This window comes from Tractidigestivibacter scatoligenes, from assembly GCF_001494635.1.
Lineage (GTDB): Bacteria > Actinomycetota > Coriobacteriia > Coriobacteriales > Atopobiaceae > Tractidigestivibacter > Tractidigestivibacter scatoligenes.
Map to the genome: position 1 here is coordinate 933053 of NZ_LOJF01000001.1, position 26160 is coordinate 959212.

At 65.0% G+C, this 26160-nt stretch carries 18 protein-coding genes and 1 pseudogene; 13 read left to right on the forward strand and 6 right to left on the reverse strand.

Annotated features, from left to right (window positions below; genetic code table 11):
• Nucleotides 1-248 precede the first annotated feature (248 nt).
• Complete coding sequence (locus AUL39_RS04100; RefSeq protein WP_059053851.1) at nucleotides 249-620, reverse strand: YegP family protein; 372 nt, start codon at nucleotides 618-620, stop codon at nucleotides 249-251.
• A 568-nt stretch (nucleotides 621-1188) separates the two neighbouring features.
• On the opposite strand from AUL39_RS04100, the gene AUL39_RS04105 reads away from it, so the two are divergent.
• Nucleotides 1189-2367, forward strand: a complete 1179-nt coding sequence (locus AUL39_RS04105; protein ID WP_059053853.1) for a trans-sulfuration enzyme family protein — start codon at nucleotides 1189-1191, stop codon at nucleotides 2365-2367.
• 2 nt (nucleotides 2368-2369) lie between these two features.
• Entirely contained in the window at nucleotides 2370-3296 is a 927-nt protein-coding gene (locus AUL39_RS04110) for a PLP-dependent cysteine synthase family protein (protein ID WP_059053855.1), read from the forward strand.
• Nucleotides 3297-3915: 619 nt separating this feature from the next.
• Here the strand turns inward: AUL39_RS04110 and AUL39_RS04115 are convergent.
• Genes AUL39_RS04115 through AUL39_RS04125 form a run of 3 tightly spaced genes read right to left on the reverse strand, consistent with a single transcriptional unit; the run spans nucleotide 3916 to nucleotide 8081 of the window.
• Nucleotides 3916-4554: an indolepyruvate oxidoreductase subunit beta gene (locus AUL39_RS04115; RefSeq protein WP_201783908.1), complete on the reverse strand. Its 639-nt coding sequence runs from the start codon at nucleotides 4552-4554 to the stop codon at nucleotides 3916-3918.
• A gap of 29 nt (nucleotides 4555-4583) precedes the next feature.
• Entirely contained in the window at nucleotides 4584-6389 is a 1806-nt protein-coding gene (locus AUL39_RS04120) for a thiamine pyrophosphate-dependent enzyme (protein WP_059053858.1), read from the reverse strand.
• Between the two features lie 54 nt (nucleotides 6390-6443).
• Nucleotides 6444-8081 (reverse strand): class I adenylate-forming enzyme family protein, encoded by a 1638-nt coding sequence (locus AUL39_RS04125; protein WP_059053860.1) that lies wholly within the window; start codon nucleotides 8079-8081, stop codon nucleotides 6444-6446.
• Between the two features lie 606 nt (nucleotides 8082-8687).
• Here AUL39_RS04125 and AUL39_RS04130 point away from each other — a divergent pair.
• From AUL39_RS04130 to AUL39_RS04145, 4 genes are all read left to right on the forward strand, one after another.
• Entirely contained in the window at nucleotides 8688-10202 is a 1515-nt protein-coding gene (locus tag AUL39_RS04130) for a radical SAM protein (protein ID WP_059053863.1), read from the forward strand.
• 127 nt (nucleotides 10203-10329) lie between these two features.
• Nucleotides 10330-11322 carry an HAD-IIB family hydrolase gene (locus AUL39_RS04135; protein WP_082667220.1) on the forward strand — a complete coding sequence of 331 codons (993 nt, stop codon included), beginning with the start codon at nucleotides 10330-10332 and terminating at the stop codon, nucleotides 11320-11322.
• Nucleotides 11323-11381: 59 nt separating this feature from the next.
• On the forward strand, nucleotides 11382-12329 hold the full coding sequence (locus AUL39_RS04140) for a polyphosphate kinase 2 family protein (protein ID WP_070807543.1): 948 nt from the start codon (nucleotides 11382-11384) through the stop codon (nucleotides 12327-12329).
• 39 nt (nucleotides 12330-12368) lie between these two features.
• Nucleotides 12369-13235, forward strand: coding sequence for an EamA family transporter (locus AUL39_RS04145; RefSeq protein WP_059053867.1), 867 nt, complete (start codon nucleotides 12369-12371; stop codon nucleotides 13233-13235).
• Between the two features lie 20 nt (nucleotides 13236-13255).
• Here the strand turns inward: AUL39_RS04145 and AUL39_RS04150 are convergent, their stop codons facing one another.
• A complete protein-coding gene (locus AUL39_RS04150; RefSeq protein WP_059053871.1) occupies nucleotides 13256-13870 on the reverse strand; it encodes a zinc ribbon domain-containing protein in 615 nt (204 codons plus the stop codon).
• A gap of 180 nt (nucleotides 13871-14050) precedes the next feature.
• Here AUL39_RS04150 and larE point away from each other — a divergent pair, with 180 nt between their 5' ends.
• Genes larE through larC form a run of 3 tightly spaced genes read left to right on the forward strand, consistent with a single transcriptional unit; the run spans nucleotide 14051 to nucleotide 17027 of the window.
• On the forward strand, nucleotides 14051-14929 hold the full coding sequence (gene larE / locus AUL39_RS04155) for an ATP-dependent sacrificial sulfur transferase LarE (protein ID WP_201783910.1): 879 nt from the start codon (nucleotides 14051-14053) through the stop codon (nucleotides 14927-14929).
• Nucleotides 14926-15630 (forward strand): nickel pincer cofactor biosynthesis protein LarB, encoded by a 705-nt coding sequence (gene larB / locus AUL39_RS04160; RefSeq protein ID WP_059053873.1) that lies wholly within the window; start codon nucleotides 14926-14928, stop codon nucleotides 15628-15630. Before larE ends, larB begins: the two co-directional genes overlap by 4 nt.
• Nucleotides 15627-17027: a nickel pincer cofactor biosynthesis protein LarC gene (gene larC, locus AUL39_RS04165; RefSeq protein WP_070807544.1), complete on the forward strand. Its 1401-nt coding sequence runs from the start codon at nucleotides 15627-15629 to the stop codon at nucleotides 17025-17027. The genes larB and larC overlap by 4 nt, the downstream gene beginning before the upstream one ends.
• A gap of 340 nt (nucleotides 17028-17367) precedes the next feature.
• On the opposite strand, the gene AUL39_RS04170 is transcribed toward larC, so the two are convergent.
• A complete protein-coding gene (locus tag AUL39_RS04170) occupies nucleotides 17368-18405 on the reverse strand; it encodes a DUF2804 domain-containing protein (RefSeq protein ID WP_059053876.1) in 1038 nt (345 codons plus the stop codon).
• A 341-nt stretch (nucleotides 18406-18746) separates the two neighbouring features.
• Here AUL39_RS04170 and gltB point away from each other — a divergent pair, with 341 nt between their 5' ends.
• The 4 genes and pseudogenes from gltB to AUL39_RS04190 form a co-directional block, all read left to right on the forward strand.
• On the forward strand, nucleotides 18747-23366 hold the full coding sequence (gene gltB, locus AUL39_RS04175) for a glutamate synthase large subunit (protein WP_059053878.1): 4620 nt from the start codon (nucleotides 18747-18749) through the stop codon (nucleotides 23364-23366).
• Between the two features lie 3 nt (nucleotides 23367-23369).
• On the forward strand, nucleotides 23370-24842 hold the full coding sequence (locus AUL39_RS04180; protein WP_059053880.1) for a glutamate synthase subunit beta: 1473 nt from the start codon (nucleotides 23370-23372) through the stop codon (nucleotides 24840-24842).
• A gap of 116 nt (nucleotides 24843-24958) precedes the next feature.
• Complete coding sequence (locus AUL39_RS04185) at nucleotides 24959-25291, forward strand: hypothetical protein (protein WP_059053882.1); 333 nt, start codon at nucleotides 24959-24961, stop codon at nucleotides 25289-25291.
• 359 nt (nucleotides 25292-25650) lie between these two features.
• Nucleotides 25651-26106: pseudogene (locus AUL39_RS04190) on the forward strand (flavodoxin); the annotation flags it as partial.
• Between the last annotated feature and the right edge of the window lie 54 nt (nucleotides 26107-26160).

The following is a 26160-nucleotide window of genomic DNA, read 5'->3' on the forward strand; positions in this document are numbered from 1 at the left end:
GCCGTCTCCGCCATGTCGTGGACAAAAGAGGCCGCCTCGGCGTGACGAAAACCCGCGCTCAGGCGAGAAAACGGCGCCTGAGCGTGGGTTTTATATGGGAATCCGTACGAGACGTGCCTCCGGGCGTCAATATGGCGCCCGGAGGCACGTTGCCGCAGCAATCACGTACAAGGATGCCACCCCGACGCCAAATTCTCGCCGGAGCGGCATTTCACGCAGAGAAGGTCGTTGCGCCTCTCGCCGTCGCGCTACTCCTCATCCTGCGCCAGCGGTGAGTCGCACTCCTCGCGCATGCGCTCGATCCTTCTCAGCAGGCTGTCCTTGTGGGGATAGGAGTGCGATTGGGCAATGTCGTTGCTCTCGCTCGGATAGAAGCGGAAGAAGTAGTTGCCCGAGAGGGTCTGGAAGATGCGGTACTTCGGTGCGGGCAGGGACTGCCAGTCGAGCGACGTCGTGTCCTCGACTGCTGCGTCCTTCGCGGTCTTGCGAATGCGATTGATGCCGTCAAGGCAATCGTCCTTGGATGGGAAGACCATGGACGTGGCGACGATGTGACCGTTGCTCGCACACAGGTTGAAGAGGTACTTCCCTTCGTTCTCATTGAGTACGTACTGCCCCATACCAATCACCCCAAACGCTTGCGCCGGATACTACTTTGGGCCAATAGGCCGTCGTTAGGGTATAGATTCCACTCCCATGTGGTAGCTAATGCGACCAAGGTGGCGAGCGGTCGCATTTGAGACGGAATCGGCACTGATGTGTCGCTGCATCTGGCGAGAAGCCCGCCGCGGCGGCTTCGTCTCCATTGCGTTTCGCATTGGCGGGCAGTCGCGGCGCACGGAGTCGGCTGCCGTATAAATACCCCAGTGCAACACTAGGAATTAATCGGGCTCCCGCGGCAGCGGGGCCTGAAGAGACGGTGACCCGTAGGGGAGGCGCAGGAGTTGGAGAACCTCGTATACACGAGTGCGCTCGCTACCCGCGCCTGTTGCACGTTCACTGGCTGTCGCCGTTAGACACTCCTTTGGTCCAGCCCGGCTTGTTGGCTGGTGCCCCTTTTCCCAATCCATAGCACGTTGAACATGCGAGAAGGCCCTGGGCATGCGCCGGGGCTTGGCTCTGGTCTGTCATATTTGCGCAGGTAGTGATGGGTGTTCCAACTGTGGCCACCCGAATAGGAGAGAAGCAATGTCACAAGAGAAGCGTCCCGCCGCGCAGCACCTCTCGACGCGCCTCATCCACGCCGGAACCACTACGGACCCAGCGACGGGCTCCGTGAACGTCCCCATCTACCAGACCTCGACGTACCGGCAGGTGGAGGTGGGCCGCACCGTCTCTGGCTGGGAGTACTCCAGGACGGGTAACCCCACGCGCGCGGCGCTCGAGAGCCTCATCGCAGACCTCGAGGGCGGCGTCGTCGGCTTTGCCTTTGGCAGCGGAATGGCGGCCATCACAGCGGTCCTCTCGCTGCTGTCCCAGGGCGACGAGGTCATCATTCCCACCAACGTGTATGGTGGCACGTACCGCGTGCTCGATAAGGTCTTCAACCACTTTGGCATCACGTACCGCATGGTCGACACCACCCAGCCTTATGAGTTCGAGCATGCCATTGGCCCTCGCACCAGGGCAGTGCTTGTCGAAAGCCCCGCTAACCCGCTCATGAGCGTCACCCACCTCGCGGCGATTGCCGACGTGGCTCGCGAGCATAACGTGCTCTCCGTTGTCGACAACACCTTCATGACGCCGTGGCTGCAGCGCCCGCTCGAGCTGGGTGCGGACATCGTCCTGCACTCGGCGACTAAGTACCTGGGCGGGCACTCGGATGTTGTCGCGGGCCTGGTGGTTGTGTCTACCAGCGAGCTGGCGGATCGTCTCGCCTTCATCCAGAACTCCACGGGAGGCGTCCTGGGCCCGCAGGACTCGTTCCTTCTCGTGCGCGGCATCAAGACGCTGGGCGTGCGCATGGACCGGCACGTGGAGAACGCCCAGTACATTGCCGAGGCGCTTGCGAGAAACCCCGAGGTCTCGGCCGTGCACTACCCTGGCCTCCCGGACGACCCAGGCTACGAGGTCCAGCGCCGCCAGGCATCGGGTGCCGGGGCGATGATCTCGTTCGAGCTTGCGCCGGGCCACGACTACCGGGCGTTCTTCCGTTCGACGCGCCTGGTCGCGCTGGCCGAGAGCCTTGGCGGCGTTGAGTCTCTCGTCTGCCACCCGGCAACGATGACCCATGCGGCGATTCACGCGGAGGTGCGCGAGAAGGTCGGCATCACCGACGGCCTCATTCGCCTTTCCGTTGGCATTGAGGACAAGGACGACATTCTCGCAGACGTCGAGGGTGCCATCACGGCAAGCAGGGAGGCCTAGCCATGCGTCACTACTATGACTCTGCCGAGGAGCTCGTGGGGAACACGCCGCTGCTCAAGCTCAACAACGTGGGCGCGCCCGAGGGCGTGGACATCTTCGCCAAGCTGGAGCTGTGGAATCCCGCCGGCTCGGTGAAGGACCGCGCCGGCCTCTACATGGTGCGCGCGGCGGAGGAGAAGGGCCTCCTCAAGCCCGGTTCTACCATCGTCGAGGGCACGGCGGGCAACATGGGGCTGGGCATCGCCTTCGCGGCTATCGGTCGCGGATATAACGTGGTCTTCGTGGTGCCCGAGAAGATCTCCGAGGAGAAGCAGACGCTCATGCGCGCCCTGGGAGCGCGCATCGTGAACACGCCGCGCGAGGGCGGCATGCTTGGGGCGGCGGCCAAGGCAGAGGAGCTTCTCGGCCAGATTCCCAACTCGATTGCGCTTCGTCAGTTCGAGAACGCGGCCAACCCGCAGGCGCACTACGAGACTACCGGTCCGGAGATCTGGCGCGACCTGGGTGGCAACGTTGACTACTTTGTTGCGGGGGCTGGTTCCGGTGGCACGTACACGGGCGTGGCTCGCTACCTCAAGGAGCAGAACCCTAGGATTGTGGGCGTGCTTGCGGACCCGGTGGGCTCGACCATGGGTGGCGGCGAGCACGGCGACTACGATATCGAGGGAATCGGTAACGACTTTGTGGCCAAGACCATGGACATGTCGCTGGTGGATCAGGTCATCAAGGTGACCGATGGCGAGGCCTTCTCGGCGTCGCGGCTCATCGCGCGGGTGGAGGGGATCTTTGCGGGCTCGTCCTCGGGCGCGGCGCTCTCTGCGAGCCTGACGCTTGTGGGTCGTCTTGCCGAGAAGGGCGAGCGCGCCACCATCGTGACGGTCTTTCCCGATCGCGGCGACCGGTACTTCTCGAAGGGACTGTACGCGTAGAAGGTCAGGGTGGTGCCGGGGGGTTGGTGCGCTGGCGCCGCCATGCCGCCGATAGGCGCTTTTCTGCAACGGGCGCACTACAGACCTCTACTCCGGCGTCGTGGATAACCCCTGCTGGGTGGCCAAGTGCCCAAAATTTGCGGTTGCCGGTAAAAAATAGGGGTTACGCTTAGTATCACCCCGCTGGTGCCATTTACCTACCTGCGGTTCCGCAAAAGGTTAGAGTCTTCGTACTCGGCGATTCGCCCAAAAAGGGCCGGCAACCGCAAATTTTGGGCAGAGGGGTTGTCCGACTGGCTCGCTTCCAGCTGCTTCCGTCTCGCTACGGCATGCGCCACCTCGAACTGGATAGATGGTCCTCGTAGCAAACCTGCGGGTTAATAGCAGTCTGCTGCATATGCCATTGAGCAAACCCGCAGGTAGTTGGCTTAGGGCAGTTTTCGGGACTGCTATTAAGCCGCAGGTTTACAGGAGGGGGCGAGAGGACGAGAGGAGGAGGGAGGGTGAGAAGGGGAGCAAATAGGGGGCGAGAAAGACAAGCGAGAAGCGACGAGAAAAGCGCCCGGGCCAGCGACTGACCCGGGCACCCGCAGGCGTAGTGGCTACATAACCCCGCGACCTACCGTTCGGCCGCCTTTCGACCGGCGTCGAACGCGGCAAGGTTCGCCTCGACGGTCTTTGGCGGCACACGGCGGCTGATGGCGTCGCGCCACTCGTCGACGGCAAAGGGGAGCGCCGTCGAGAGCGCGCCCACCAGCACCACGTTGGTCGAGCGAGGGCTCCCCACGCCACGGGCAATCTCGCCGGCGTCGATGCGTACGGCGCCAATCTCGTCCAGGCGTGCGCCCACCCCCCGCGGCATCTGGGCGTTGCCAATGTTCACGGGTACGGGGGTGATGGTCTCATCGTTCACAAAGAGACGCCCGTCCTCCTTGAGGAACTGCTGGTTGCGCAGGGCCTCGATGGCCTCGAACGCCACAAGCACGTCGCCCGTACCCGGGTCGCAGACCATGGAGTCAACGTGCTCGCCCATGCGGATGATGGTCGAGACGGAGCCGCCTCGCTGGCTCATGCCGTGAATCTCGGAGACCTTAACGTCGAGGCCCGCCTCCGAGGCGGTCATGGCAAGGATGTTGCCGGCAAGGATTGTGCCCTGTCCGCCAACGCCTACGAGAAGGACGGTCATGGTGTGATCAAGATGCACGCGCTCGCCCATGTGGACGGTCGAGCTGGCTGCGGATGCTGTTGCGTGTGGCATGTGTTCTACCTCCCTTGCTCTGGGCCGGGCTACTCGGACTTGATGCACCCAAACGGGCACACCTGCTCGCACTGGCCGCAGCCCACGCACTGCGTGGGGTCGATGATGGCGTAGTTTGTCTCGTCCTTGCCCAGCGCCGGGCAGCCAATCTGGATGCAGGTGCCGCAGCGTCGGCAGTCGCGGATGACGGGCGCGGGCTTGTGCGTGCGGTCAACCAGTCGGCACGGCGAGCGGAAGATGACCACCGAGAGCAGGTCCTCGTGCGAGACGGCCTCCTTGAGCGCTGCGCGCACGGCCTTCAAGTCCTGCGCGTCGGCCTCGATGACCTCGTCGACGCCAATGGCGCGGCAGAGCGCGGGCAGATCGAGCGGGCGCCCAGCCGGACGGTCGAGAACCGAGGGCTTCTCGTCCGCGTCCACCAGCGGGCTGATGCGCGCGCCCTGCTCGGAGAGGGTAAGGCCGTTCACGGGGTTGCCCTGCGTGCCGGTCATGGCAGTGGTGCGGTTGTCTAGGATGAGCAGCGTGCCCTTGCCCCCGTTGTAGGCGGTGCCGAGAAGCGACGTGATGCCGGAGTGCGCAAAGGTGGAGTCGCCAATGACGCCAATCACGGGGCGCTTGGTGCGCTCAGGGATGCCGGCAAGCTCCATGCCGTGGCTCATGCTGAGGGAGGCGCCCATGTCGATCACCGAGTCGACGGCGCGGAAGGGCGCGACGGCTCCCAGCGTGTAGCAGCCAATGTCGCCGGTCACGATGGCCTTCATGCGGCGCAGCTCGTTGAAGACCAGGCGGTGCGGGCAGCCGGCGCAGAACGCGGGCGGGCGAGGAGGAAGGTCCTTCGCGGCCTCGAGGTGCGCGGGCGTGGCCACGCCAAAGCTCCGCTGGATGTCGGCGGGGAAGATCTCGCCGGAGCGGGGGAGCGGTGCCGCGGGCGGCTCGGAGAGCTTGACGCCCAGCGCGGCCACGTGGTCGCGGAAGTAGCGGCAGGACTCCTCCACTACGTAGACCTTCTCCACCGAGGCCGCAAAGCTCGCGAGGAGCTTGGGCGGCAGCGGCCAGGTGAGGCCCAGCTTGAGCGTGGATGCCTCGGGCAGCGCCTCGCGCACGTGGTTATAAAGGGCGCCGGCAACGATGATGCCAACCTTGGTGTCGCGCATCTCGACGCGGTTGAGGTCGCTTGTCTCGGCAAACTCCACCAGGGCATCCTCGCGCTCGTTGGTCACGCGGGTGCGCGCCACGGCGTAGGCGGGCATCATGACGTACTTGCTGGGCTGGCTCTGGTAGTCGCGCGGAGCGGCGGCCTCAAGGTCGCGCTCATGGGCGCACTCGACCATGGTCCTGGTGTGGGCGATGCGCATGGTCTCGTGGAGAATGACCGGCGCGTCGAAGCGCTCGGAGATGTCGAACGCCTTGCGCGTGAAGTCGTAGGCCTCCTGGGAGTCCGACGGGTCAAGGCACGGCACGCGCGCAAATGCGGCGTAGTTCCTCGTGTCCTGCTCGTTCTGGGAGCTGTACATGGACGGGTCGTCGGCGACGAGAAGCACCAGGCCGGCGTTCACGCCCGTGTTGGTGACGCTCATGAACGGATCGGCCGCAACGTTTAGGCCCACGTGCTTCATGGTGACCAGCGTGCGCACGCCGCCCATGGCAGAGCCAATGCCCACCTCGAGGGCGACCTTCTCGTTGGGTGACCACTCGCAGTAGACGTCGCCGTGCTGCACGAGGTTCTCGAGGGTCTCGGTGGAAGGCGTGCCGGGGTAACCCGTTCCCACGCCTGCGCCTGCCGACCACGCCCCCTCGGCGATGGCCTCGTTGCCCGACAGTAGCTGCTTTCCCATGCGCTCTCCTCTCCCGGCGGACTGCCCGCCTGTGTTGCCTATTCGGTGGGCCCGCTAGGCCTTGTTCTCCTGGTCTACCAGGCGTGCCGCCCCGTACCTCTCGCGCAGGAGCGGCTTCTCGATCTTGCCCGTGGGGTTTCTTGGCACCTCGGCAAAAATCACCTTGCGCGGCCGCTTATAGCGGGGGAGCGCCAGGCAGAACTCGTTGATGTCCGCCTCGGTGGTGTCCTCGCAGCCGGGCTTGAGCTCGATGATCGCCGCGGGTATCTCGCCCAGGCGCTCGTCGGGCAGGCCAATGACGGCCACGTCCTGGATGGCAGGGTTAGAGGCGAGAAAGTCCTCGATCTGCACGGGGTAGAGGTTCTCGCCGCCCATCACGATGACGTCTTTCTTGCGGTCGACCAGCCAGTAGAAGCCGTCCTCGTCCTGGCGTGCCATGTCGCCGGTGTGGAGCCAGCCGTCGATGAGGGTCTCGGCCGTGGCCGCGGGGTCCTTGTAGTAGCACTCCATGAGGCCCGGGCCCTTCACGCAGAGCTCGCCCACCTCGCCGGGCGTGACCTCCTCGCCCTTCTCGTCCACAATCTTGCACTCCCACTGGTAGCCGGGAACGCCGATGGCGCCCACGTGGTCCACGTTCTCCACGCCCAGGTGGACGCAGCCGGGCCCGCAGGACTCCGAGAGACCGTAGTTGGTGTCGTACTGCTGGTTGGGGAAGACCTTGAGCCAGCGGTGCACAAGGCTCTTGGGCACGGGCTGGGCGCCAATGTGCATGAGGCGCCACTGGTCGAGGTGGTAGTCCGAGAGGGTGACCGTGCCCTGCTCGATGGCGAGAAGGATATCCTGCGCCCAGGGGACGAGCAGCCACACGATGGTGCAGCGCTCGTTGGAGACGGTTTCGAGGATGGTCTTGGGGCTCACGCCGCGCAGGAGCACGCCGCGTCCGCCCACGGCGAGCGATCCCATCCAGTGCATGATGGCGCCGGTGTGGTAGAGCGGCGGGATGCAGAGAAAGACGTCGTCGTGCGTTTGGCCGTGGTGCTTCTGCTCCATGATGGCGGCCTGGGTGAGGCTCTGGTGGTGGTGCAGGATAGCCTTGGGGAAGCCGGTGGTGCCCGAGCTAAAGTAGACCGCCGCGTCCTCGTCCTCGGAGAGCGGGATCATGGGGTCTGCCGAGGAGCACAGGCCTACGAGCTCCTGGTAGGGCTCGGCCCAGGTGGGGCAGTCGTCGCCCACATAGAAGAGCAGACGGCCCTTCTGGATCTGGGGGACGATCTCCTCGACGCGGCCGGTGAACTCGGGGCCAAAGACCAGGATGTCGGCGTCGGACTTCTCGATGCAGTAGCGTATCTCGTCGGAGGAGTAGCGGAAGTTGAGAGGCACCACGGTGGCGCCGCTCTTGAGCACGCCAAAGTAGATGGGGAGCCACTCGATGCAGTTGTAGAGCAGGACGGCGACCTTGTCGTCCTTCCGGATGCCGCGTGAGAGCAGCAGGTTGGCAAAGCGGTTGGCCTTCTCGTCAAAGACCTGCCAGGTCATCTCGCGGCGAAAGGGCTCGTCGTCCGTGGTCTCGACGAGTTCGTACTCGCGCCAGGTGATGTGGCGGTTCTCGTGGCGCTGGGGGTTCACCTCCACGAGGGCGACCTCGTTGGGGTAGAGCTCGGCGTTCTTGCGCAGCATGTCGACGATGGTCACGTTGCCTCCAAATGACCCGGTGTTTGCGGGAGGCGCCTGGTGGCGGCTGCGGGCGCGTGTAGCGCGACGGCAGCATTTGACATTCTAGACGGCTGGGCTGTGGCGGGGTGGGGGAGATTGCACTTGCGGCGAGAATTGCCTCCGCGGCTGGCGCTGTGGTGCCGCGCGATTTCGCCGGTTAGAGGTGTCTAATCGTTCGGAAAATTCTTAAACGGCGAGATGACGCGGCATTGACGAGAAGGCCTGGACAAAAAATCTCGTCCGGGCGCCAAATTGACGCCGGAGGGCGGGTTCCCGCAGCAATCACGTACGAAACCCCTTCTCGGGTGCCATTTTCTCGCCCAAGGGCGGGTTTTCGCAGCACCGGAGACCAAAAGTGGCGCTCCGGCGTCTCGCCTGTCGAGAGGCGCCACCACCGCGCGCCGAGAAGCGCCGCCAACTCCAGCCGCCGCGTTCCTCTCGCCCCGCGTTAACGCTTCTTCAGCCTTTCTCGATCCGGGGTTGATTTTTTTCAAATCTGGGTCAAAATATTTGACCGTCCATACAAAGGTGCGAAAAATCGGTGGAAGGCAGTTCGACCACCGCCACTGGGCGAAAGGAACAACCATGCAGTCGAAAATCGCGCACGCAGCTGAGCGCAAGGCGTTTAGCATCGCAATCGACCAGGCCATCAAGGGCGTCAGGAGCGATCACCCCGAGGAGGCCATCAACAAGTTCCTGGACATGGGCGGCAAGCTCCTCGCCGACACCGCGCCCGACATGGCAAACTCCCTGCGCAAGGCATTCTACCCTGGTTCCAAGTGGGAGAACTTCCTCATTGAGCTGGTGAGGGACCGCGTTGACCCCAACATCTTGAAGACCGCCGTCCTAAACGGCGCCTACGAGTCCGCGTTCCGCGGCCTGCGCGAGACCACCCAGTCTGCCGAGAAGTACCAGTGCAACGTGCCCTGGATCATCATCTTCGACCCCACGAGCGCCTGCAACAAGCACTGCATCGGCTGCTGGGCCGCCGACTACGGCAACTCCCTCAACCTCTCCTTCGATGACATGGATCGCCTTGTCACCGAGGCCAAGGCGCTGGGCACGCACTTCTTCATGATGACCGGCGGTGAGCCCCTGGTGCGCAAGAAGGACGTCGTCCGCCTTGCTGAGAAGCACGATGACTGCATCTTTGGCCTCTTCACCAACGGCTCGCTCATCGACCAGAAGCTCTGCGACGACTGCAAGCGCCTGGGCAACATCGTGTTCTCGATGTCGCTCGAGGGCTTCAAGACCGCCAACGACGGTCGCCGCGGTGACGGCTCGTTCGACGAGGTTGTTCGCGCCATGGACCTCATGACTGAGAATGGCGTGCCCTTTGGCATCTCTACCTGCTATACGCGCAACAACGTCGAGGACGTCACCTCCGACGAGTACTACGACTTCATCATCGAGCACGGTGCGCTGTGGCAGTGGTACTTCCACTATATGCCCGTGGGCGAGGGCGCCAACGCCGACCTCATGCCCACCATCGAGCAGCGCGAGTACATGATCGACCGTATCCGCAAAATCCGCGACTACGAGGGCGGCAAGCCCATCATGGCCATGGACTTCCAGAACGACGGCGAGTTCGTGGGTGGCTGCATCGCCGGCGGCCGCGTGTTCTGCCACGTCAACGCCCGCGGTGACGTGGAGCCCTGCGTCTTCATTCACTACTCCAACGCCAACATTCACGAGAAGAGCTGGCTGGAGTGCCTGCAGCAGCCCATCTTCCAGGAGTATCGCGCCAACTGGCCCTGGAACGACAACATGCTGCGCCCCTGCCCCATGCTCGAGAACCCGCAGGTTCTGCCCAAGATGGTTCACGAGGCAGAAGCCAAGTCCACGGAGTACACCTCGCCGGAGGACGTCGACCACCTGTGCGCCCGCACGGCTAAGTACGCCGAGAAGTGGGCGCCCGAGGGCGACCGCATCTGGGTCGAGGAGCACCCCACCGGCAAGAAGATCTACGAGGACAACATCTCGATGATGGATGTCGACAAGAAGGCCAAGATGCTTGCCGAGAAGGACGCCGAGCTTGACTCGCAGGTTGAGGAGAAGCTTGCGGAGGAGGAGAAGGAGGCCGTCGGCGCAGCCAAGTAGGCGCTGATTGGTTCTCTCGCGCGTAAGCGTTTGTCGCCCCGTTGCTGCTGCCGGATGGCCGTGGCGACGGGGCTTTTGCTTGCGCCGGTTGGCGACGACTGGGGGCGTGGGATTTTGTTGCCCGGTAATGGAATCCCGTGTCACGCTCCGCACTGCCGTATGCTCTTCTCAGCAGACTGCGCACGAGAAGGGAAGCGTCGTGATAAAGCTCGCACTCTCGGACCTCGACAACACCTTGATTCCCTATGGCAAGGGTCGCGCGTCGGACGCGGCGATTGCCGCTGTGCGCGCCGTGAACGCCGCGCCGGGCGTGCTTGCCGGCCCCATCTCCGGTCGGACCGTTGCCATGATGTCGTGGATGTTCGAGAACAACGCGGCCGACTGCTTCCAGACTGGCGTCTTTGTGAACGGCCAGGTCGTGCGCCTGCGTGGACGCGTGATCTACCAGGAGGTTCCAGCGCGCAAAAGTCTCGAACGCTTGATTGCCTACCTGCGCAAACGTGACGGCGAGAGGACCGCCCTTACCGCCTACGACAACGACCGCGAAGACAGCGACGTTGTCGTAGGCATCACGGACGAGGAGCTTGCGCGTCACCCCAAGGCCTTTCGCGCGTTTCACTGCACGTCGGCGCACATTCCGGCCGGCACGTACGTGAAGAACAACATCCACAGCGACCACTCGCGCGCCCACATGGAGGACCTCCGCCAGGACCTGGTCCGCGACTTCCCCGAGTTCGACTTCGTCTTTCCCAGCGCCGCTTCCTCCACGTTGGACATCCTGCCCGCCGGCGTCTCCAAGATGAGTGGCCTTACAATCCTCATGGACCAGCTGGGCATAGGTCTTAACGAGGTCTGCGTCTTTGGAGACTCCGAGAATGACCTGGCCATCATCGAGGGCGTACCCAATTCCGTCGCCGTCTCGAATGCGGCTCCTGAGGTTGCGGCAGCGGCGCGCTGGCACATTGGCGCGGTGACCGAGGACGCGGTTGCCGACGCCCTTCTCGACATCGCTGCAGCAGCCAAGACGGGCGCCATGCCCGCATTCATGTGCGAAGAGGGCGAGAACCGCTGCGGCGCCGGCGCACCAACCACGTGCGTTAGCCCCGCCCCCATGGGGTAGGTAGACAAGTGGCGCGCGCAAAAGCGCGCCTACCGAGAACCTCGAGGAGATGCATGCATATGGAGTTCCAGGAGCTCAAGGACTGCAGGTTCGACGGGTCGGGCCACTTCAAGCTCGGCGACTACCCAACGGACGTCCACGTGGAGAAGAAGCTCAAACCCAGCTTCGAGGCCCTCACCGAGGCAAACACCCAGCGCATGGCCGAGCTCCAGGACAAGCTCTACGCCGAGGGCCGCGAGGGCGTCGTGGTCATCCTGCAAGCCATGGATGCGGCCGGCAAGGACTCCACCATCAAGCACGTAATGAGCGGCATAAACCCCCAGGGCGTCACGGTGGCAAGCTTCAAGCAGCCCTCCTCGGAGGAGCTCGCGCACGACTTCCTCTGGCGCGCCGTCACCAGGCTCCCGCGTCGCGGCTGCATTGGCCTCTTCAACCGCAGCTACTACGAGGACGTGCTGGTGGTGCGCGTGCACGATCTCCAGAAGACCTACCGTATGCCCAAGCGCGTGATTGACACCCCCAAGGACGACTTCTTTGAGCAGCGCTACCGCCAGATCCGCGACTTCGAGCGCTACCTGTGGGAGAACGGCTACCGCGTGCTCAAGATCTTCCTCAACGTGAGCAGCGCCGAGCAGCGCAGGCGCTTCCTCGACCGCATCGACGACGAGTCCAAGAACTGGAAGTTCTCCTCGTCCGACGTGACCGAGCGCCAGCTGTGGCCCAAGTACATGGCCGCCTACGAGCACTGCATCGACCGCACTGCTACCAAGGAGGCGCCCTGGTATGTGGTCCCGGCGGACCAGAAGTTCTACGCGCGCTGGCTCGTCTCGGAGGCAATGGTCCACACGCTCGAGGCATGCGACCCGCACTACCCGGAGCTGCCCGCCGAGCAGCGCGACGACCTGGAGTCCGCGCGCCAGGGCTTGCTTGCCGAGACGGGCGGCCACGATGACCGCTCCGAGCGCGACGCAACCGAACTCGATGCCGCCGAGCGCGAGAACGACTAACATAACCCAAGGTATGTGGCGCAACGAGAGGGGACGCGCATGTGGGTTCTAGCTGCGGTGGGTTCGGCGGTCTTTGCGGGCATCACATCAATTCTTGCCAAGTGCGGAATCCGCCACACCGACTCTGACGTGGCCACTGCCGTTCGCACCATCGTCGTCCTGGCGTTTGCGTGGCTCATGGCGGGCGTGGTTGGCTCCATCCCCACCATCGGCCAGATAACGCCCAACTCGCTGCTCTTCCTGGCGCTCTCGGGTCTCGCCACTGGCGCGAGCTGGATCTGCTACTTCAAGGCACTCTCGATGGGCGACGTCAACAAGGTCGTGCCCATCGACAAGTGCTCCACGGTGCTCACGGTGCTTCTCGCCATCGTGCTCTTTGGCGAGACCGAGAACCTTGCCGTGAAGCTTGTGGGCTGTGCGGGGATCCTTGTTGGCACCTTGATGATGATTGAGCGCAAGCAGCAGGACCACGACGTCCAGGGGCGCTCATGGATGTGGTACGCCGTGGGTTCTGCCGTCTTTGCCGCGCTTACGTCGATCCTCGCCAAGGTGGGCATCGAGGGCGTGGAGTCAAACCTTGCAACGGCCATCCGCACCTGCTTTGTGCTGGTCATGGCATGGGTGGTTGTGGCCATGCGTGGCAAGCTGGGCGAGGTGCGCGGCATCGACAGGCACGAGCTGTTCTTCATCTGCCTTTCCGGCGTTGCCACGGGCGCCTCGTGGCTCTGCTACTACTACGCCATCCAGACGGGTGTGGTCTCGGTGGTGGTTCCCATCGACAAGCTGTCCATCGTGGTGTCCATGGCCTTCTCGGCGGCGGTCTTCAAGGAGACCTACACCAAGCGCTCGCTCACAGGCCTAGCCACAATCGTGGCGTCCACGCTTCTGATGGCGTTCTTTAGGTAGGGGCGCGACGGCAGACTGGCCTACTCGGCCTTCACGGCGTTGGACGTGTCGGCGATGGTTCTCACGATCTCCTCTGCCTCGGCAGTGTCCTTAAAGATCACGGGCAGGAAGTGCTTGGAGCAGCCGTTCTCCACATAGACGCTTGCCCTGTTGCCCATGGCGATGAGAACCGCGCCAACAATGACGAGCAGGACGCCCAGTAGCCCTACCTGGGTTACCCCGAAGAGGGCCACGGCCACGGCTATGGCGCCCAGGATGATGAGCATACGGGCAACGCCAATGTACTTGTTGGCAGACCCAAGCCCCACCGCGGTGACGGACCGCATGGGGATAACCTCGTAGCCCGTCTTGTCGGTGACAATGATGCTACGCTCGGTGGTGCGTACCTGGATATTGTCTCGGCTGATGACAACCGAGCTACTTCCGGCGTCATAGGTTCTGGTGCGGCCCTTCTCCAGCGCATGGGAGTATCGGCCGGCCTGGGCCCCGGTGGCACTGCTCGGGCGAGCCTTGTGCGTTGCCGGCGTGGGGGCGACTCTCCTGGCTGGCGCCCCGTCGACCTTCCGTCCGCAGTGCTTGCAGAACCTGGCGCCGTCTTCAAGGCTCTTTCCGCAGTAAGGGCAGGTACGTGACATGGTGTTGCCTCTCTTTCTCTTTGATCCGCTGACAGCGCCATTGTTCGTCCGATTTTTTTAAAACTTGTTGCGCAATTAATCGCTGCCGGGCGGCCCGGCTCGCATCTCCTACCATGGAGGGTGCTTTGGAAGGCGGGCAGGGGGGCTCGCCAGCCGCCTGCTGCGGGAGGTGTGACGCTCTTGGACAAAACGACAGTTGGCGAGAACCCGGTTGCGCGACGCGTGCCGCCGGTGACCCAGGAGATGCGCGAGAAGTACCGCCAGCTGGTGGAGTATCTGCGCGAGCAGGGAAGCGTCGCCGTGGCGTTCTCGGGCGGGGTCGACTCCACGCTGCTCCTGCATGCCGCGCACGAGGCGCTGGGCGAGAGGTGCCTGGCGGTCACGGCACGCTCGGAGTCGTTCCCGCAGCGCGAACGCCACGAGGCGGACGCCTTCTGCGAGCGCGAGGCCATCGCGCACGTGCTCGTGGACTCGGAGGAGCTGGGCATCCCGGGCTTTGACCACAACCCCAAGGACCGCTGCTACCTCTGCAAGTGTGAGCTCTTCCAGCGGATTGGCCGCATCGCGCGCGAGAGGGGCGTGGCGCATGTGGCCGAGGGCTCCAATGTGGACGACGAGGGCGACTACCGCCCCGGCTTGCGCGCCGTTGCCGAGCAGGGCATCTTGAGCCCACTTCGCCATGTTGGCCTGCGCAAGGCGGAGATTCGTGCGCTCTCGCGCGAGTTTGGGCTTCCCACCTGGGACAAGCAGTCCTTTGCGTGCCTGTCCTCGCGCTTCGTGTACGGCGAGCTCATCTCGCGCACGCGCCTGGCCATGGTGGACCGCGCGGAACAGGAGCTTCTCGATCTGGGCCTCACGCAGGTACGCGTGCGCGTCCACGGCGAGAAGGACCCCATTGCCCGCATCGAGGTGCTGCCCGAGGAGTTTGGGCTGCTCGTCGCGCATGCCGCGCAGGTTGCCGCGGACCTTCGCTCGCTGGGCTTCTCGTACGTGACCATGGACCTGGCGGGCTACCACACGGGCTCCATGAACCAGTCGCTGGGGGAGGCGCGCGCATGAGCGAGAACGGCGCCGGCTACGACGACCTGGGCTTTGCCAAGCTGGACACCAACCGCGAGAAGCGCACCGGCTTTCCCGAGGTGGTGTTCTGCGAGGGCAAGCCCGACGCATTCCTGCCCAAAATCTTCCAGCACCTTGTTGTCGCGGACGGCCGGGCCCTGGGCACGCGCGCGAGCGAGCACCAGGCTGGCCTTGTGCGAGAAGTGCTGCCCCAGGCGAGCTACGACCCGGTCTCGCGCATCCTGAGCGTTGCGCCGGAGGTGCCGGTGTCGCTGGTTGGGCACGTTGCTGTGGTGTGCGCCGGCACGGCGGACACGCCGGTGGCCGAGGAGGCGGCGCGCGTGGCCGAGTTCTTTGGCTCCCGCGTGACACGTCACTACGACGTGGGCGTGGCCGGCCTCCACAGGCTGCTCGACCAGATGGACCGCGAGGACGGTATCCGTGGGGCCAACTGCGTGGTGGCAGTCGCCGGTATGGAAGGCGCGCTTGCGAGCGTGGTGGGCGGGCTCGTCTCGGTGCCCGTGATTGCGGTGCCCACCTCGGTTGGGTACGGAGCGTCGTTCAACGGCATGGCGGCGCTTCTCAGCATGCTCAACTCCTGTGCAAACGGCGTGGCCACGGTCAACATCGACAACGGGTTTGGCGCGGCGTACCTGGCCACGCAGATCAACCGCCTTGCGGTGGGAGGGAGCGCCTCGTGAGCACGCTTTTCTGGGACTGCCAGACCGGTATCAGCGGCGACATGGCCGTGGCGTCTCTGCTGGACCTTGGTGCCAGCGAGGAGGCCGTGCGAGCTGCGCTGGCTCCGCTTGCGGGCGAGGGCTTTGAGTTGCGCATTGGTCGCGTGGAGAAGGCCGGCCTCGACTGCTGCGACTTTGATGTGGTGCTGGACGAGGAGCACGACGGCCACGACCATGACATGGCATACCTGTACGACCCCGAGTGGACGCCGAGAGAGGGGAGCGTTGCTGGCGGTGCCGCGCACCCGCACGCGTACGGCGGCGGCCACGAGCGCGCGCACCATCACCGCAGCTACGCGCAGGTGCGAGAGGTGCTCGCGACGCTCGACCTTACGCCTCGCGCGCGGTCTCTTGCCGAGAAGACCTTCCGCCTGCTTGCCCAGGCAGAGTCCAAGGCGCACGGCGTTCCCGTGGACGAGGTTCACTTCCACGAGGTGGGGGCCATCGACGCCATCGTGGACGTTGTGGCGGCGGCCGTCTGCCTGGACAGCTTGGGGGTCGAGAAGGTCATCGTGCCGCGCGTGGTCGACGGCACGGGGATGGTGCGCTGCCAGCATGGGGTGATTCCCGTGCCGGTGCCTGCCGTGGTAAACATCGCTGCTGACACGGGGCTGCCGCTGAGCGTTGGCTCGCGCCAGGGCGAGCTGGTCACGCCTACGGGCGCGGCCATTGCCGCTGCGGCCATGACCTCGACTTCGTTGCCGAAGCGCTTCTTAGTGAAGGCGTGTGGCATGGGCGTGGGCAAGCGCGACTACGATCCGCCCAGCATTCTGCGCGCGCTGCTCATCGAGGAGATGGACTCCGGAGACGACACGGCTCCCGGCGGCGGCCTTGCCCACGGCGCCGACCCTAGTTCCGCCGGTGCCCCTGCCCACAGCGTCGCCCCGAGTTTCGTTAGCGCCCCCGTTCTCGCTGGCGGCGCTTCTGCCCCTGGCGACTGGATCTGGAAGCTCGAGTGCAACATCGACGACAGCACGGGCGAGATGCTCGGCGCGGTTCTCGAGGACCTCATGGCGGCCGGTGCCCGCGACGCCCACTTCCTGCCCGTCTTCATGAAGAAGAACCGGCCCGCCTACGAGCTGGCCATCATCTGCGACGACGCCCACCGCGAGGCGCTCGAGCGCATCGTGTTCGCCGAGACCACGACCATTGGCATCCGGCGGCAGCGCATGGAGCGGAGCGTGATGGACGTCTCGTGGCGTGATGTCGAGACAAGCTACGGTATCGTGCGCGTGAAGGTCTGCCGGCGAGACGGGCTTCTCCGCGCCTATCCGGAGTACGAGTCCGTGCGCGCGGTCGCGCGCGCCGCAGGGACCGACTTCCGCACGGTGTACCTAGCCGCAGCGACATCCGCCTAGGGTGTGTGGTTGCTGGTGACCATTGTCCCTGGGCTTACCAGAGGGCGCGTCCAAGAGCTTGTCCAAAACCTGCGGCTTAATAGCACTTCGGAAAATGGCTGCAGCGCGCCTACCTGTGGTTCTTCTCGGCAGGGCTTTTCTCGAACTGCTATTAAGCCGCAGGTTTTTTCAGTGCCGACGCCCGAGTGAGATGCCGTGCCGCCGGAACCGGAGAAATGTCGCCGGAAGGCCCCTTTTGTACGCACTTGTCGCCAAAACGCCTGCTCCGGCGACGCCGGGGGTGCTGTCAAACAGAGAGCCTGCCACCGCGCCCCGCCGCGGCCGCCACCACACCCCGCCGCTAGTACTTGTTGTAGATGTGCTCCGCCGAGCCGCGTAGCCCGTCCACGCAGAGCGCGCTACCATCGTCGAGCAGCACCGTCCCGCTGAACGTCCCAAACACCTGGTGCTGTTGGCTTACGATAATGCCCGCAAGGTCGATGTTGTCAGTGCGGTCAATCTGCGGCTCGAAGGCCAGGTCAAGCCTGCCCTCGTTGTCGGTCATATGCCAGGGCGAGAGGTACGCGTAGCCGTTCTCGCCAACAGGGATGCCAAAGTCAACGCGTCCCAGCTTATGGGCTACGCCGTCCACGAAGACCATGTTCTCGCTTGCCGCGCGCGTGTTGCCAAAGCCGTATCCAAGATTGAGGCCCACCACGCGCCCGCCCTGGCGCCCCTGCGCAACTGCCCAGTACCAGGTGTTCTCGTACGTCCAAACGCCACGGCCCCAGTCGAGAAGGCCAAACGAGTCATTTCGCGAGAACTCGTGGAAGAGCGCGCCCCGCCTATAACCGCCCCACGCGCGCATGCCCACGATCTTGCGGTTGTAGTAGAACGCATGGGGGTCCTCGTCCCACGGCGTGCAGATGACCATAGAGTCGCGCGGCTGCTGGTCGAGAAGGGCCTCGACCTCAAGGCCCTCGCCTTCGTCAAAGTCGCGCATGGCAAACGAGAGGCGCCGCGCGCCTCCCACGTGACGCCACTCCACGCGGCAGCGCGCGTTCTCCCAGCAGATGTCGCCGGCGTCCGAGCTGGCCGGCAGCCCCATCGAGCCCAGCGGCAGAGGTACCGTCTCGGACGTGGTCTTGAAGGCTCGTGCTGAGAAGTCCAGGACAGATGCCGAGACAAGCCCAAGGTATCCCAGGTCACTAAAGGTGAGCGCTACGGCATAGCGCTCGTCGTTTATGAGGTAGTAGTCCCAATCCTTGATTCGCCACGGTGGCGCCTGGATGTCCGCGTGATCGTAGGCAAAGGGCGGGCGCGTTGCCCAGCCGGGCTCGCGAAGGCGGCCCTCCTCGTCAAGAAGCCTGCCGGTTCCGGTGATGCGATGCTCGGACATGGCAACCCCTCTCCACGAGACCTCTCCGTGGATTCAGCATCCGCCGTCCGATGGAAGTTGACATCGCCACTTCGGCGGACGGGATTGAGTTGCCCGGTAACTGAGTCGCACGCGGGATTGATTTGCTCGGCAACGGGATTGCATTGCCCGGCAACTCAATCCCGCCCATTTTTCGAACGCGTTTCAGACGTGTGTATGTTGGACAGCAAGCTAGCCCCGTTTTTCTTGACGAAACACACCCAGCATAGACTTCCATCGGTACGAAGGGGTTCCCGCCGCAGCAAGGCGGCGGGAACCCGCATGGCACGCCCGCCTGCGCGGGCGCTTGGAGAGGGGAATACATGGCATCCAACCAGGTGGCCAAGGACACCAGCACCGGTCAGGGCCTGTACCGGGAGGAGTTCGAGCACGACGCCTGCGGCATCGGCGCGATTGCTCACCTCAAGGGCCAGAAGTCACACCAGCTGCTCGACGACGCTCTCACGCTCCTTGTGAACCTCGAGCACCGCGGCGGCAAGGGCCTGGAGAGAAACACCGGCGATGGCGCCGGCATCCTGTTCCAGATCCCGCACCGCTTCTTCCGCAAGGAGGCCCAGAAGTACGGCCACCTGCTCCCCGACGAGGGCGAGTACGGCGTGGCCATGGTCTTCTTCCCGCAGGACGCGGAGGGTGCGCAGGTGGCGCGCCGCGTCTTCGAGGAGGGTTGCGCTGAGCAGGGCATCCCACTGCTCTTCTGGCGAGAGGTGCCCATCGACCCGCATGACCTGGGCGAGACGGCACTAGCCTGCATGCCTACCATCTACCAGGCGTTCCTTGGGCGTCCGGCAGACGTGCCCGCAGGCGACGAGTTCGAGCGCAAGCTCTACGTGTGCCGCCGCTCTATCGAGAAGACCGCAGCCGCCCACCACGCGCTCGAGGGCAAGATCTTCTACGTGTGCTCGATGAGCTCGCGCACCATCGTGTACAAGGGCATGCTCGTTGCCACCCAGATGCGCAACTTCTACCTGGACCTGAACGACGCTGCCGCAGAGTCGGCGCTCGCCCTCGTGCACTCCCGCTACTCCACCAACACCACGCCCAGCTGGGAGCGCGCCCACCCCAACCGCTACATCGTCCACAACGGCGAGATCAACACGCTGCGCGGCAACGTCAACTGGATTCGCGCCCGCGAGTCCGAGTTCTACTCACCCGTGCTTGGCTCGGACCTTGGCCGCGTGATGCCCGTCATCAACCGCGAGGGTTCCGACTCCGCCATCCTCGACAACGTCCTCGAGTTCCTCACCATGAACGGCAGGCCCCTCTCGCGCGCCGTCACGATGCTCCTCCCCGAGCCGTGGGACAAGAACAAGCAGCTCTCCGACGCGCGCCGCGCCTACGACTGCTACCAGTCCATGCTCACCGAGAGCTGGGACGGCCCTGCCGCCATCGCCTTCTCGGACGGCCGCATCACCGGCGCCGCCCTCGACAGGAACGGCCTGCGTCCCGCGCGCTACTACGTCACGCACGACGATCGCATGATCCTCGCCTCCGAGGCGGGTGCGCTCACCGTCGAGCCCGACGAGATCCTGCAGACGGGCTCGCTCGGCCCCGGCCAGATGTTCGTCGTCGACCCCTCCCAGGGCCGTATCCTCTGGGACAACGAGGTCAAGGCCCACTTTGCCGCGCAGAAGCCCTTCCGCGACTGGATCGACGAGGAGACCCTCTCGGTGGCAGACCTCGCCAGGAGCGAGAAGAACCCCTTCGAGGCAATCGACGCCGAGGTGCCCCTCACCCAGCGCCTTGCCCGTCACGGCTACCACTTTGACGACGTCGAGGAGGCCGTGCGCCCCATGGCCAACACGGGCAAGCCGCCCCTGGCCTCGATGGGCTCCGACGTTCCTCTCGCCGTGCTCTCCGGCCACCCGCGCTCGTTCTTCGACTACTTCAACCAGCTCTTTGCGCAGGTCACCAACCCGCCCATCGATGCGCTGCGCGAGAGCTTCGTGACGTCTTCTGTGCTCTACCTGGGCAACCACGGCAACATGCTCGAGGACTCCCGCAAGAACTGCCAGCTCCTTCGCCTGGACGACCCCATTCTCACCAAGGACGAGTTCCAGCGTATCGCCTCGCTTGACCGTCAGGGCTTCCACGTCGCGTGCTTCTCGGCCACCTATCCGCGCGAGGCGGGCGAGGGCGCGCTCAAGGCGGCGCTCGAGTCCCTGTGCAAGGGCGTCGAGAAGGCCGTGCGCGCCGGCGCCAACGTGGTGGTCATCTCCGACCGCGCGGGCGAGGGTCAGGTTCCTATCCCGTCGCTGCTCTCGGTCTCGGCTGTTCACAACCACATGATCCGCACCGGCATCCGCATGAAGGCGGACATCGTGGTGGAGTGCGGTGACGCCATCACCCCGCATGACTACGCCACGCTCGTGGGCTACTCCGCCTCGGGCATCTACCCCTACATGGCGCACGCGTGCATTACCGCCCTGGCGGAGCGCGGCTCTCTGGGCGTGAGTGCCGAGGAGGGCATCGCCAACTACGACCGCGCGGTCAACGCTGGCATCACCTCGATCATGTCCAAGATGGGCATCTCCACGATGCAGGGCTACCACTCCGCGCAGATCTTTGAGATCGTTGGCTTTGACCAGGGCTTTGTTGACCGCTGCTTCACGGGCACCGTCTCGCGCGTGGGCGGCCTCGACGAGGACGGCGTAGAGCGCGAGTGCAACGAGCGCTATGACGAGGCACTGGCCCTGCTCAAGACCCCCGCACCCACGCAGCTGGCAAGCTCCGGCATCACCAAGTGGCGCCCGCTTGGCGGCGAGGAACACATCATCACCCCGCAGGTCATCTATCTGCTGCATCGTGCCGTGCGCGAGAACAGCCCCGAGCTCTTCTCGGAGTACTCCAAGGCGCTCCACCCCAAGGGACGCGCCATCATGCTGCGCGACCTCCTCGAGTTTGTGCCGCTGGCCTCGGGACCCGTGCCCCTGGACGAGGTCGAGAGCGCCGACTCCATCGTGAAGCGCTTCGAGACCAGCGCCATGAGCTTTGGCGCCATCTCCGACGAGGCGCACCGTGCGCTTGCCATTGCCATGAACCGCATTGGCGCCAAGTCCAACACGGGCGAGGGCGGCGAGAACCCCGACCGCGAGACCACGCTCGCCAACGGCGACTCGGCAAACTCCAAGGTCAAGCAGGTTGCCTCTGCGCGCTTTGGCGTGACGAGCCGCTACCTGGTCTCCGGCGAGGAGATCCAGATCAAGATGGCCCAGGGCGCCAAGCCCGGCGAGGGCGGGCACCTGCCCGGTACCAAGGTCTGGCCGTGGATCGCCAAGGTCCGCAACTCCACGCCTGGCGTGGGGCTTGTCTCGCCCCCGCCGCACCACGACATCTACTCCATCGAGGACCTGGCCGAGCTCATCTTTGACCTCAAGAACGCCAACCCCAAGGCCACGGTCTCGGTGAAGCTCGTCTCCGAGGCGGGCGTGGGCACCATTGCCACGGGCGTTGCCAAGGGTGGCGCGAACAAGATCTTGATCTCGAGCGCCAACGGCGGCACCGGCGCCGCACCGCGCGACTCCATCTACCACACGGGCCTGCCGCTGGAGCTTGGCCTTGCAGAGACCCAGCAGACGCTGCTCAAGAACGGCCTGCGCTCGCGCGTGGAGCTGGAGGCGGACGGCAAGCTCATGGATGGCCGCGACGTGGCCGTGGCCGCGCTTCTCGGCGCCGAGGTCTTTGACTTTGGCACGGCCGCGCTGCTCTCGCTTGGCTGCCTCATGCAGCGCGACTGCCAGACGGACACCTGCCCCATGGGCATCGCCACGCAGAACTGCGAGCTGCGCAAGCGCTTCCACGGCAAGCCCGAGCACGTGGTCAACTTCATGTACCTGGTGGCAGAGGAGCTGCGCCACATCATGGCCGAGCTGGGCTTCCGCACGGTCCAGGAGATGGTCGGCCACCCCGAGTGCCTGCGCCAGGTGGAGGTCCCGGGCAACTGGAAGGCCAATACCATCGACCTCTCGCCCGTCCTCGCAAGCGTGACCAACGAGTTTGGCAAGAGCGTTCCCGGTGCCGCCGCCCGTCACTTCCTGCCCGAGATGGGCCCGGCAGACGAGCTCTCGAGCACGCTGGACGCCACGCTCTTTGTGCCCTACACCGAGACCGCGCGCCGCACGCTCACGCCAGTGCACTTTCACGCTGACATTGCCAACGTGAACCGCTGCGTGGGCACCATGCTCGGCTCCGAGGTCACCCGCGCGCACCCGGAGGGCCTCCCCGAGGGCTCCATCACCATCGACTGCGTTGGCTCCGGCGGCCAGAGCTTCGGCGCCTTCCTTCCGGCCGGCATCACCATCAACGTGATTGGTGACGCCAACGACTACTTTGGCAAGGGCCTCTCGGGCGGCATCCTCACGGTTGCCCCCGCACCCAGCGCCACATACAAGTTCGACGAGAACGTCTCCATTGGCAACGTGGCCTTCTACGGTGCCACGGGCGGCAAGGGCTTCATCAACGGCCTGGCCGGCCAACGCTTTGGCGTGCGCAACTCCGGCGCCACCATCGTGTGCGAGGGCGTGGGCAACCACGGCTGCGAGTACATGACAGGCGGCATGGCCCTCATCCTGGGCGAGGTTGGCATCAACTTTGCCGCGGGCATGAGCGGCGGCGTGGCCTTCGTCTACGACGAGTACGGCACGCTGCCTAGCCGCTGCAACACCGACATGGTCGAACTCAAGCGGCCAACCGAGCGCGACTTCCAGACCATCCGCGTCCTCATCGAGGAGCATGCGAGAAGGACCAAGAGCCCGCGCGGCATCAAGATGCTCTACATGTTCGACGACATCAAGGACAAGTTCGTGAAGGTTATCCCGCACGAGTACGAGGTTGCCCTCGAGCTCACCGAGGCCGCCGAGGCCGCGGGCAAGACCCACGACGAGGCGATTGAGATCGCCTTCGAGACCATGAGGAACGGGAGGTAGGCCATGGGCAAGGTCGGAGCTTACATCGACCTCGGAAGGGTCGCCCACGGCGAGAGGCCCGCAGCCGAGACGCTCAAGGACTTTGGCGAGTTTGCCGTGCCGCTGGACGAGAAGGGCCAGCGCTCGCAGGCCAGTCGCTGCATGTACTGTGGCGTGGCGTTCTGCCAGACGGGCTTCTCGTTTGGCAAGGCGCGCAGCTCGGGATGCCCGCTGCACAACCTGATCCCCGAGTGGAACGACCTCATGTGGCGCGGCATGTGGACCGACGCCGCTGAGCGCCTGGCGCTCACCAACCCGCTCCCCGAGTTCACGAGCCGCGTGTGCCCCGCTCCCTGCGAGGCCGCGTGCAACCTGGGCCTTGAGGACGAGCCCACCACCATCAAGGACGACGAGCGTGCCATCTCCGATCACGAGTGGGCTGCGGGCGGCCCCGCGCCGCTTGCGCCTGCCGCTGAGGACGCACCCCGCGTCGCCGTGGTTGGGTCCGGCCCCGCCGGCCTGGCTACATCGTGGGAGCTCGCGCGCCGCGGCGCGCGCGTGACGCTCTTCGAGCGCCATGACCGTGCGGGCGGCCTGCTCATGTATGGCATCCCCAACATGAAGCTTCCCAAGGAGGTCGTTAAGCGCAGGCTCGACCTCATGGAGAAGAGCGGCATCGAGATTCGCTGCGGTGCCGACGCCACCTCGCCCGAGGTTGCGGCTGAGCTTGCGGGCTTCGACGCCGTGGTTGTGGCTGCGGGCGCAGCTCAGGCGCGCGGCCTGCGCGTCCCCGGTGCGGACAACCCTAACGTGGTCTTTGCTGTGGACTACCTTACGGCGCAGACTAAGGCCCTGCTCGACGGTCATGCGGAAACGCCGGCGGTGAGCGCCAAAGGCAAGGACGTGGTGGTTATCGGCGGTGGCGACACCGGCACCGACTGCGTTGCAACGGCGCTGCGCCAGCACGCAAAGAGCGTCCACCAGCTGGAGTTCCTGCCGGCCCCGCCCGAGGTCCGCGCTGCCTCCAACCAGTGGCCCGAGTGGCCCAACGTCAAGAAGACCGACTACGGTCAGGTCGAGGCAGAGCTTGTGCAGGGCGCTGACCCGCGCAGCTGGGCAACGAACACCCTCGAAGTGCTCGAGGACGAGAACGGCGGCATCCGTGGCCTTCGCGTGGTCTCGCTCGACTGGTCGCATGGCAAGCCTGAGCCCATCGAGGGCTCTGAGCGCGAGATTCCCGCGCAGCTAGTCCTTCTCGCCATGGGCTTCACCGGCCCCGAGGCCTCGGTCTATGACGCGCTGGGCGTCACGACTGAGGAGGTGCGTGGTGGCGTGAGGCCCAAGCTCGCCGCTGCGGGCTCGCACCGCACCGTGGGAGAGGGCAAGGTGCCCGTCTTTGCCGCCGGCGATGCGCGTTCGGGCTCGTCGCTCGTGGTTGCCGCTATCTCCGACGGCCTTGCCTGCGCCGGCGAGGTTGCTAGCGAGTTGGGGCTCTAGGGGGGTCTTCTCGGCCGGTTCTGCGTGGGGCCGGCCGAGCGCTTTTGGGATCGCTGCCTGGCGCGCTTCTCGCCACCCGCCTGTTCCACTTCTCGTTCCCGATTGGAGGAAAGGCCATGTCACACGCCTCGTCCGCACCGCTCAGGATGACCGAGATGCGAGAGAGGCATCTCTCGCTCAAAAGAAGTGGGGCCCGGCGCGCAGATGCCGCAGCCGGGAGGGACGGCCTGCTGTGGTCCTCGCCGGACGCGCAGGGCGAGCCCAACAAGCTCCTATGGATGGAGGGCGGCGTCGAGAAGGATGCGCCCGACCTTGACGAGCCAACAAGGACGTGGCTCGAGGAATCGTCCGAGTGGACGGGCTCTACCGCTGGAGCTGCAGGCGGCACCGACAGTGCCGGCGATGGGGGAGAGGACCCCACACCCCCCAACACCCTCGTGTGGCTATGAGACAAAGGGACAGTCCCTTTGTCTCATGTTGGCAACTATCGCGTTTAACTTGAGCCCTCTGGCGTCAAAACGACGCCGGAGGGCTCATCTCGTACGGAATCGCGTCGGAAAGACTCGCTCGGGCGTCGTTGCGAGCCGGGGGTACGTTGCCGCAGCAAGTACGTTCCAAATCCACGCTTCGGGGTCGTTTGGCGCCGGGGCCGCCTTTCCGCGGCTGACAATTTCCAAGATGGACCGGCATGCCGCTTGACCTAAACCTAACTTCAGGTCACAGAATGGCACGCAAGGGCGCTTCCGCCCCATGAGCCCCTTGTGCACAAGAAAGGACATGCCCGATGAACTAGTCACTAGTTGCGTACTTCAGCGCCACCGGCACAACGGAGGGGGCGGCAAATGCCCTTACCAAGGCTGCGAGGGCAGACCTTTACCGCATTACGCCTGCACAGCCCTATTCCAGCCGGGACCTCAACTGGAACAACTCCTCGAGCAGGTCGTCTGTCGAGATGGGCAATGACTCCGCCCGCCCTGCACTGGCCCAGGCCGCACCGGACCTCTCCCCGTACGACGTGGTCTTTGTGGGCTTTCCCATCTGGTGGTACGTGGAACCCCGCATTGTCGACACGTTTCTGGAGGCCTGCGACCTTGGAGGGAAGGCCGTGGTCCCCTTTGCGACAAGCGGGAGCAGCGGAATCCACCGCGCAGCCAGCCGTGTGCGCGACATTGTCCCCCAGGCACGCGTGCTCGATGGCCGCATGATGAACGACAGGCCCTCTACCAGCGAGCTCGAGGCCTGGATTCGGGGCCTTGGGCTCTAGGCCTACCCGCCACAAATGCCATACCAGCCATATCAAAAAGACGAGAGGAACCAT

Excerpts from the sequence above, each read along its gene's own strand:
- AUL39_RS04180 (WP_059053880.1), top strand. The coding sequence starts at position 23,370 with ATGGGCAAGGTCGGAGCTTACATCGACCTCGGAAGGGTCGCCCACGGC.
- AUL39_RS04130 (WP_059053863.1), top strand. The coding sequence starts at position 8,688 with ATGCAGTCGAAAATCGCGCACGCAGCTGAGCGCAAGGCGTTTAGCATC.
- AUL39_RS04140 (WP_070807543.1), top strand. The coding sequence starts at position 11,382 with ATGGAGTTCCAGGAGCTCAAGGACTGCAGGTTCGACGGGTCGGGCCAC.
- AUL39_RS04100 (WP_059053851.1), bottom strand. The coding sequence starts at position 620 with ATGGGGCAGTACGTACTCAATGAGAACGAAGGGAAGTACCTCTTCAAC.
- gltB (WP_059053878.1), top strand. The coding sequence starts at position 18,747 with ATGGCATCCAACCAGGTGGCCAAGGACACCAGCACCGGTCAGGGCCTG.
- AUL39_RS04115 (WP_201783908.1), bottom strand. The coding sequence starts at position 4,554 with ATGCCACACGCAACAGCATCCGCAGCCAGCTCGACCGTCCACATGGGC.
- AUL39_RS04120 (WP_059053858.1), bottom strand. The coding sequence starts at position 6,389 with ATGGGAAAGCAGCTACTGTCGGGCAACGAGGCCATCGCCGAGGGGGCG.
- AUL39_RS04170 (WP_059053876.1), bottom strand. The coding sequence starts at position 18,405 with ATGTCCGAGCATCGCATCACCGGAACCGGCAGGCTTCTTGACGAGGAG.
- AUL39_RS04105 (WP_059053853.1), top strand. The coding sequence starts at position 1,189 with ATGTCACAAGAGAAGCGTCCCGCCGCGCAGCACCTCTCGACGCGCCTC.
- AUL39_RS04145 (WP_059053867.1), top strand. The coding sequence starts at position 12,369 with ATGTGGGTTCTAGCTGCGGTGGGTTCGGCGGTCTTTGCGGGCATCACA.
- AUL39_RS04110 (WP_059053855.1), top strand. The coding sequence starts at position 2,370 with ATGCGTCACTACTATGACTCTGCCGAGGAGCTCGTGGGGAACACGCCG.
- larB (WP_059053873.1), top strand. The coding sequence starts at position 14,926 with ATGAGCGAGAACGGCGCCGGCTACGACGACCTGGGCTTTGCCAAGCTG.
- AUL39_RS04185 (WP_059053882.1), top strand. The coding sequence starts at position 24,959 with ATGTCACACGCCTCGTCCGCACCGCTCAGGATGACCGAGATGCGAGAG.
- AUL39_RS04150 (WP_059053871.1), bottom strand. The coding sequence starts at position 13,870 with ATGTCACGTACCTGCCCTTACTGCGGAAAGAGCCTTGAAGACGGCGCC.
- AUL39_RS04135 (WP_082667220.1), top strand. The coding sequence starts at position 10,330 with ATGGAATCCCGTGTCACGCTCCGCACTGCCGTATGCTCTTCTCAGCAG.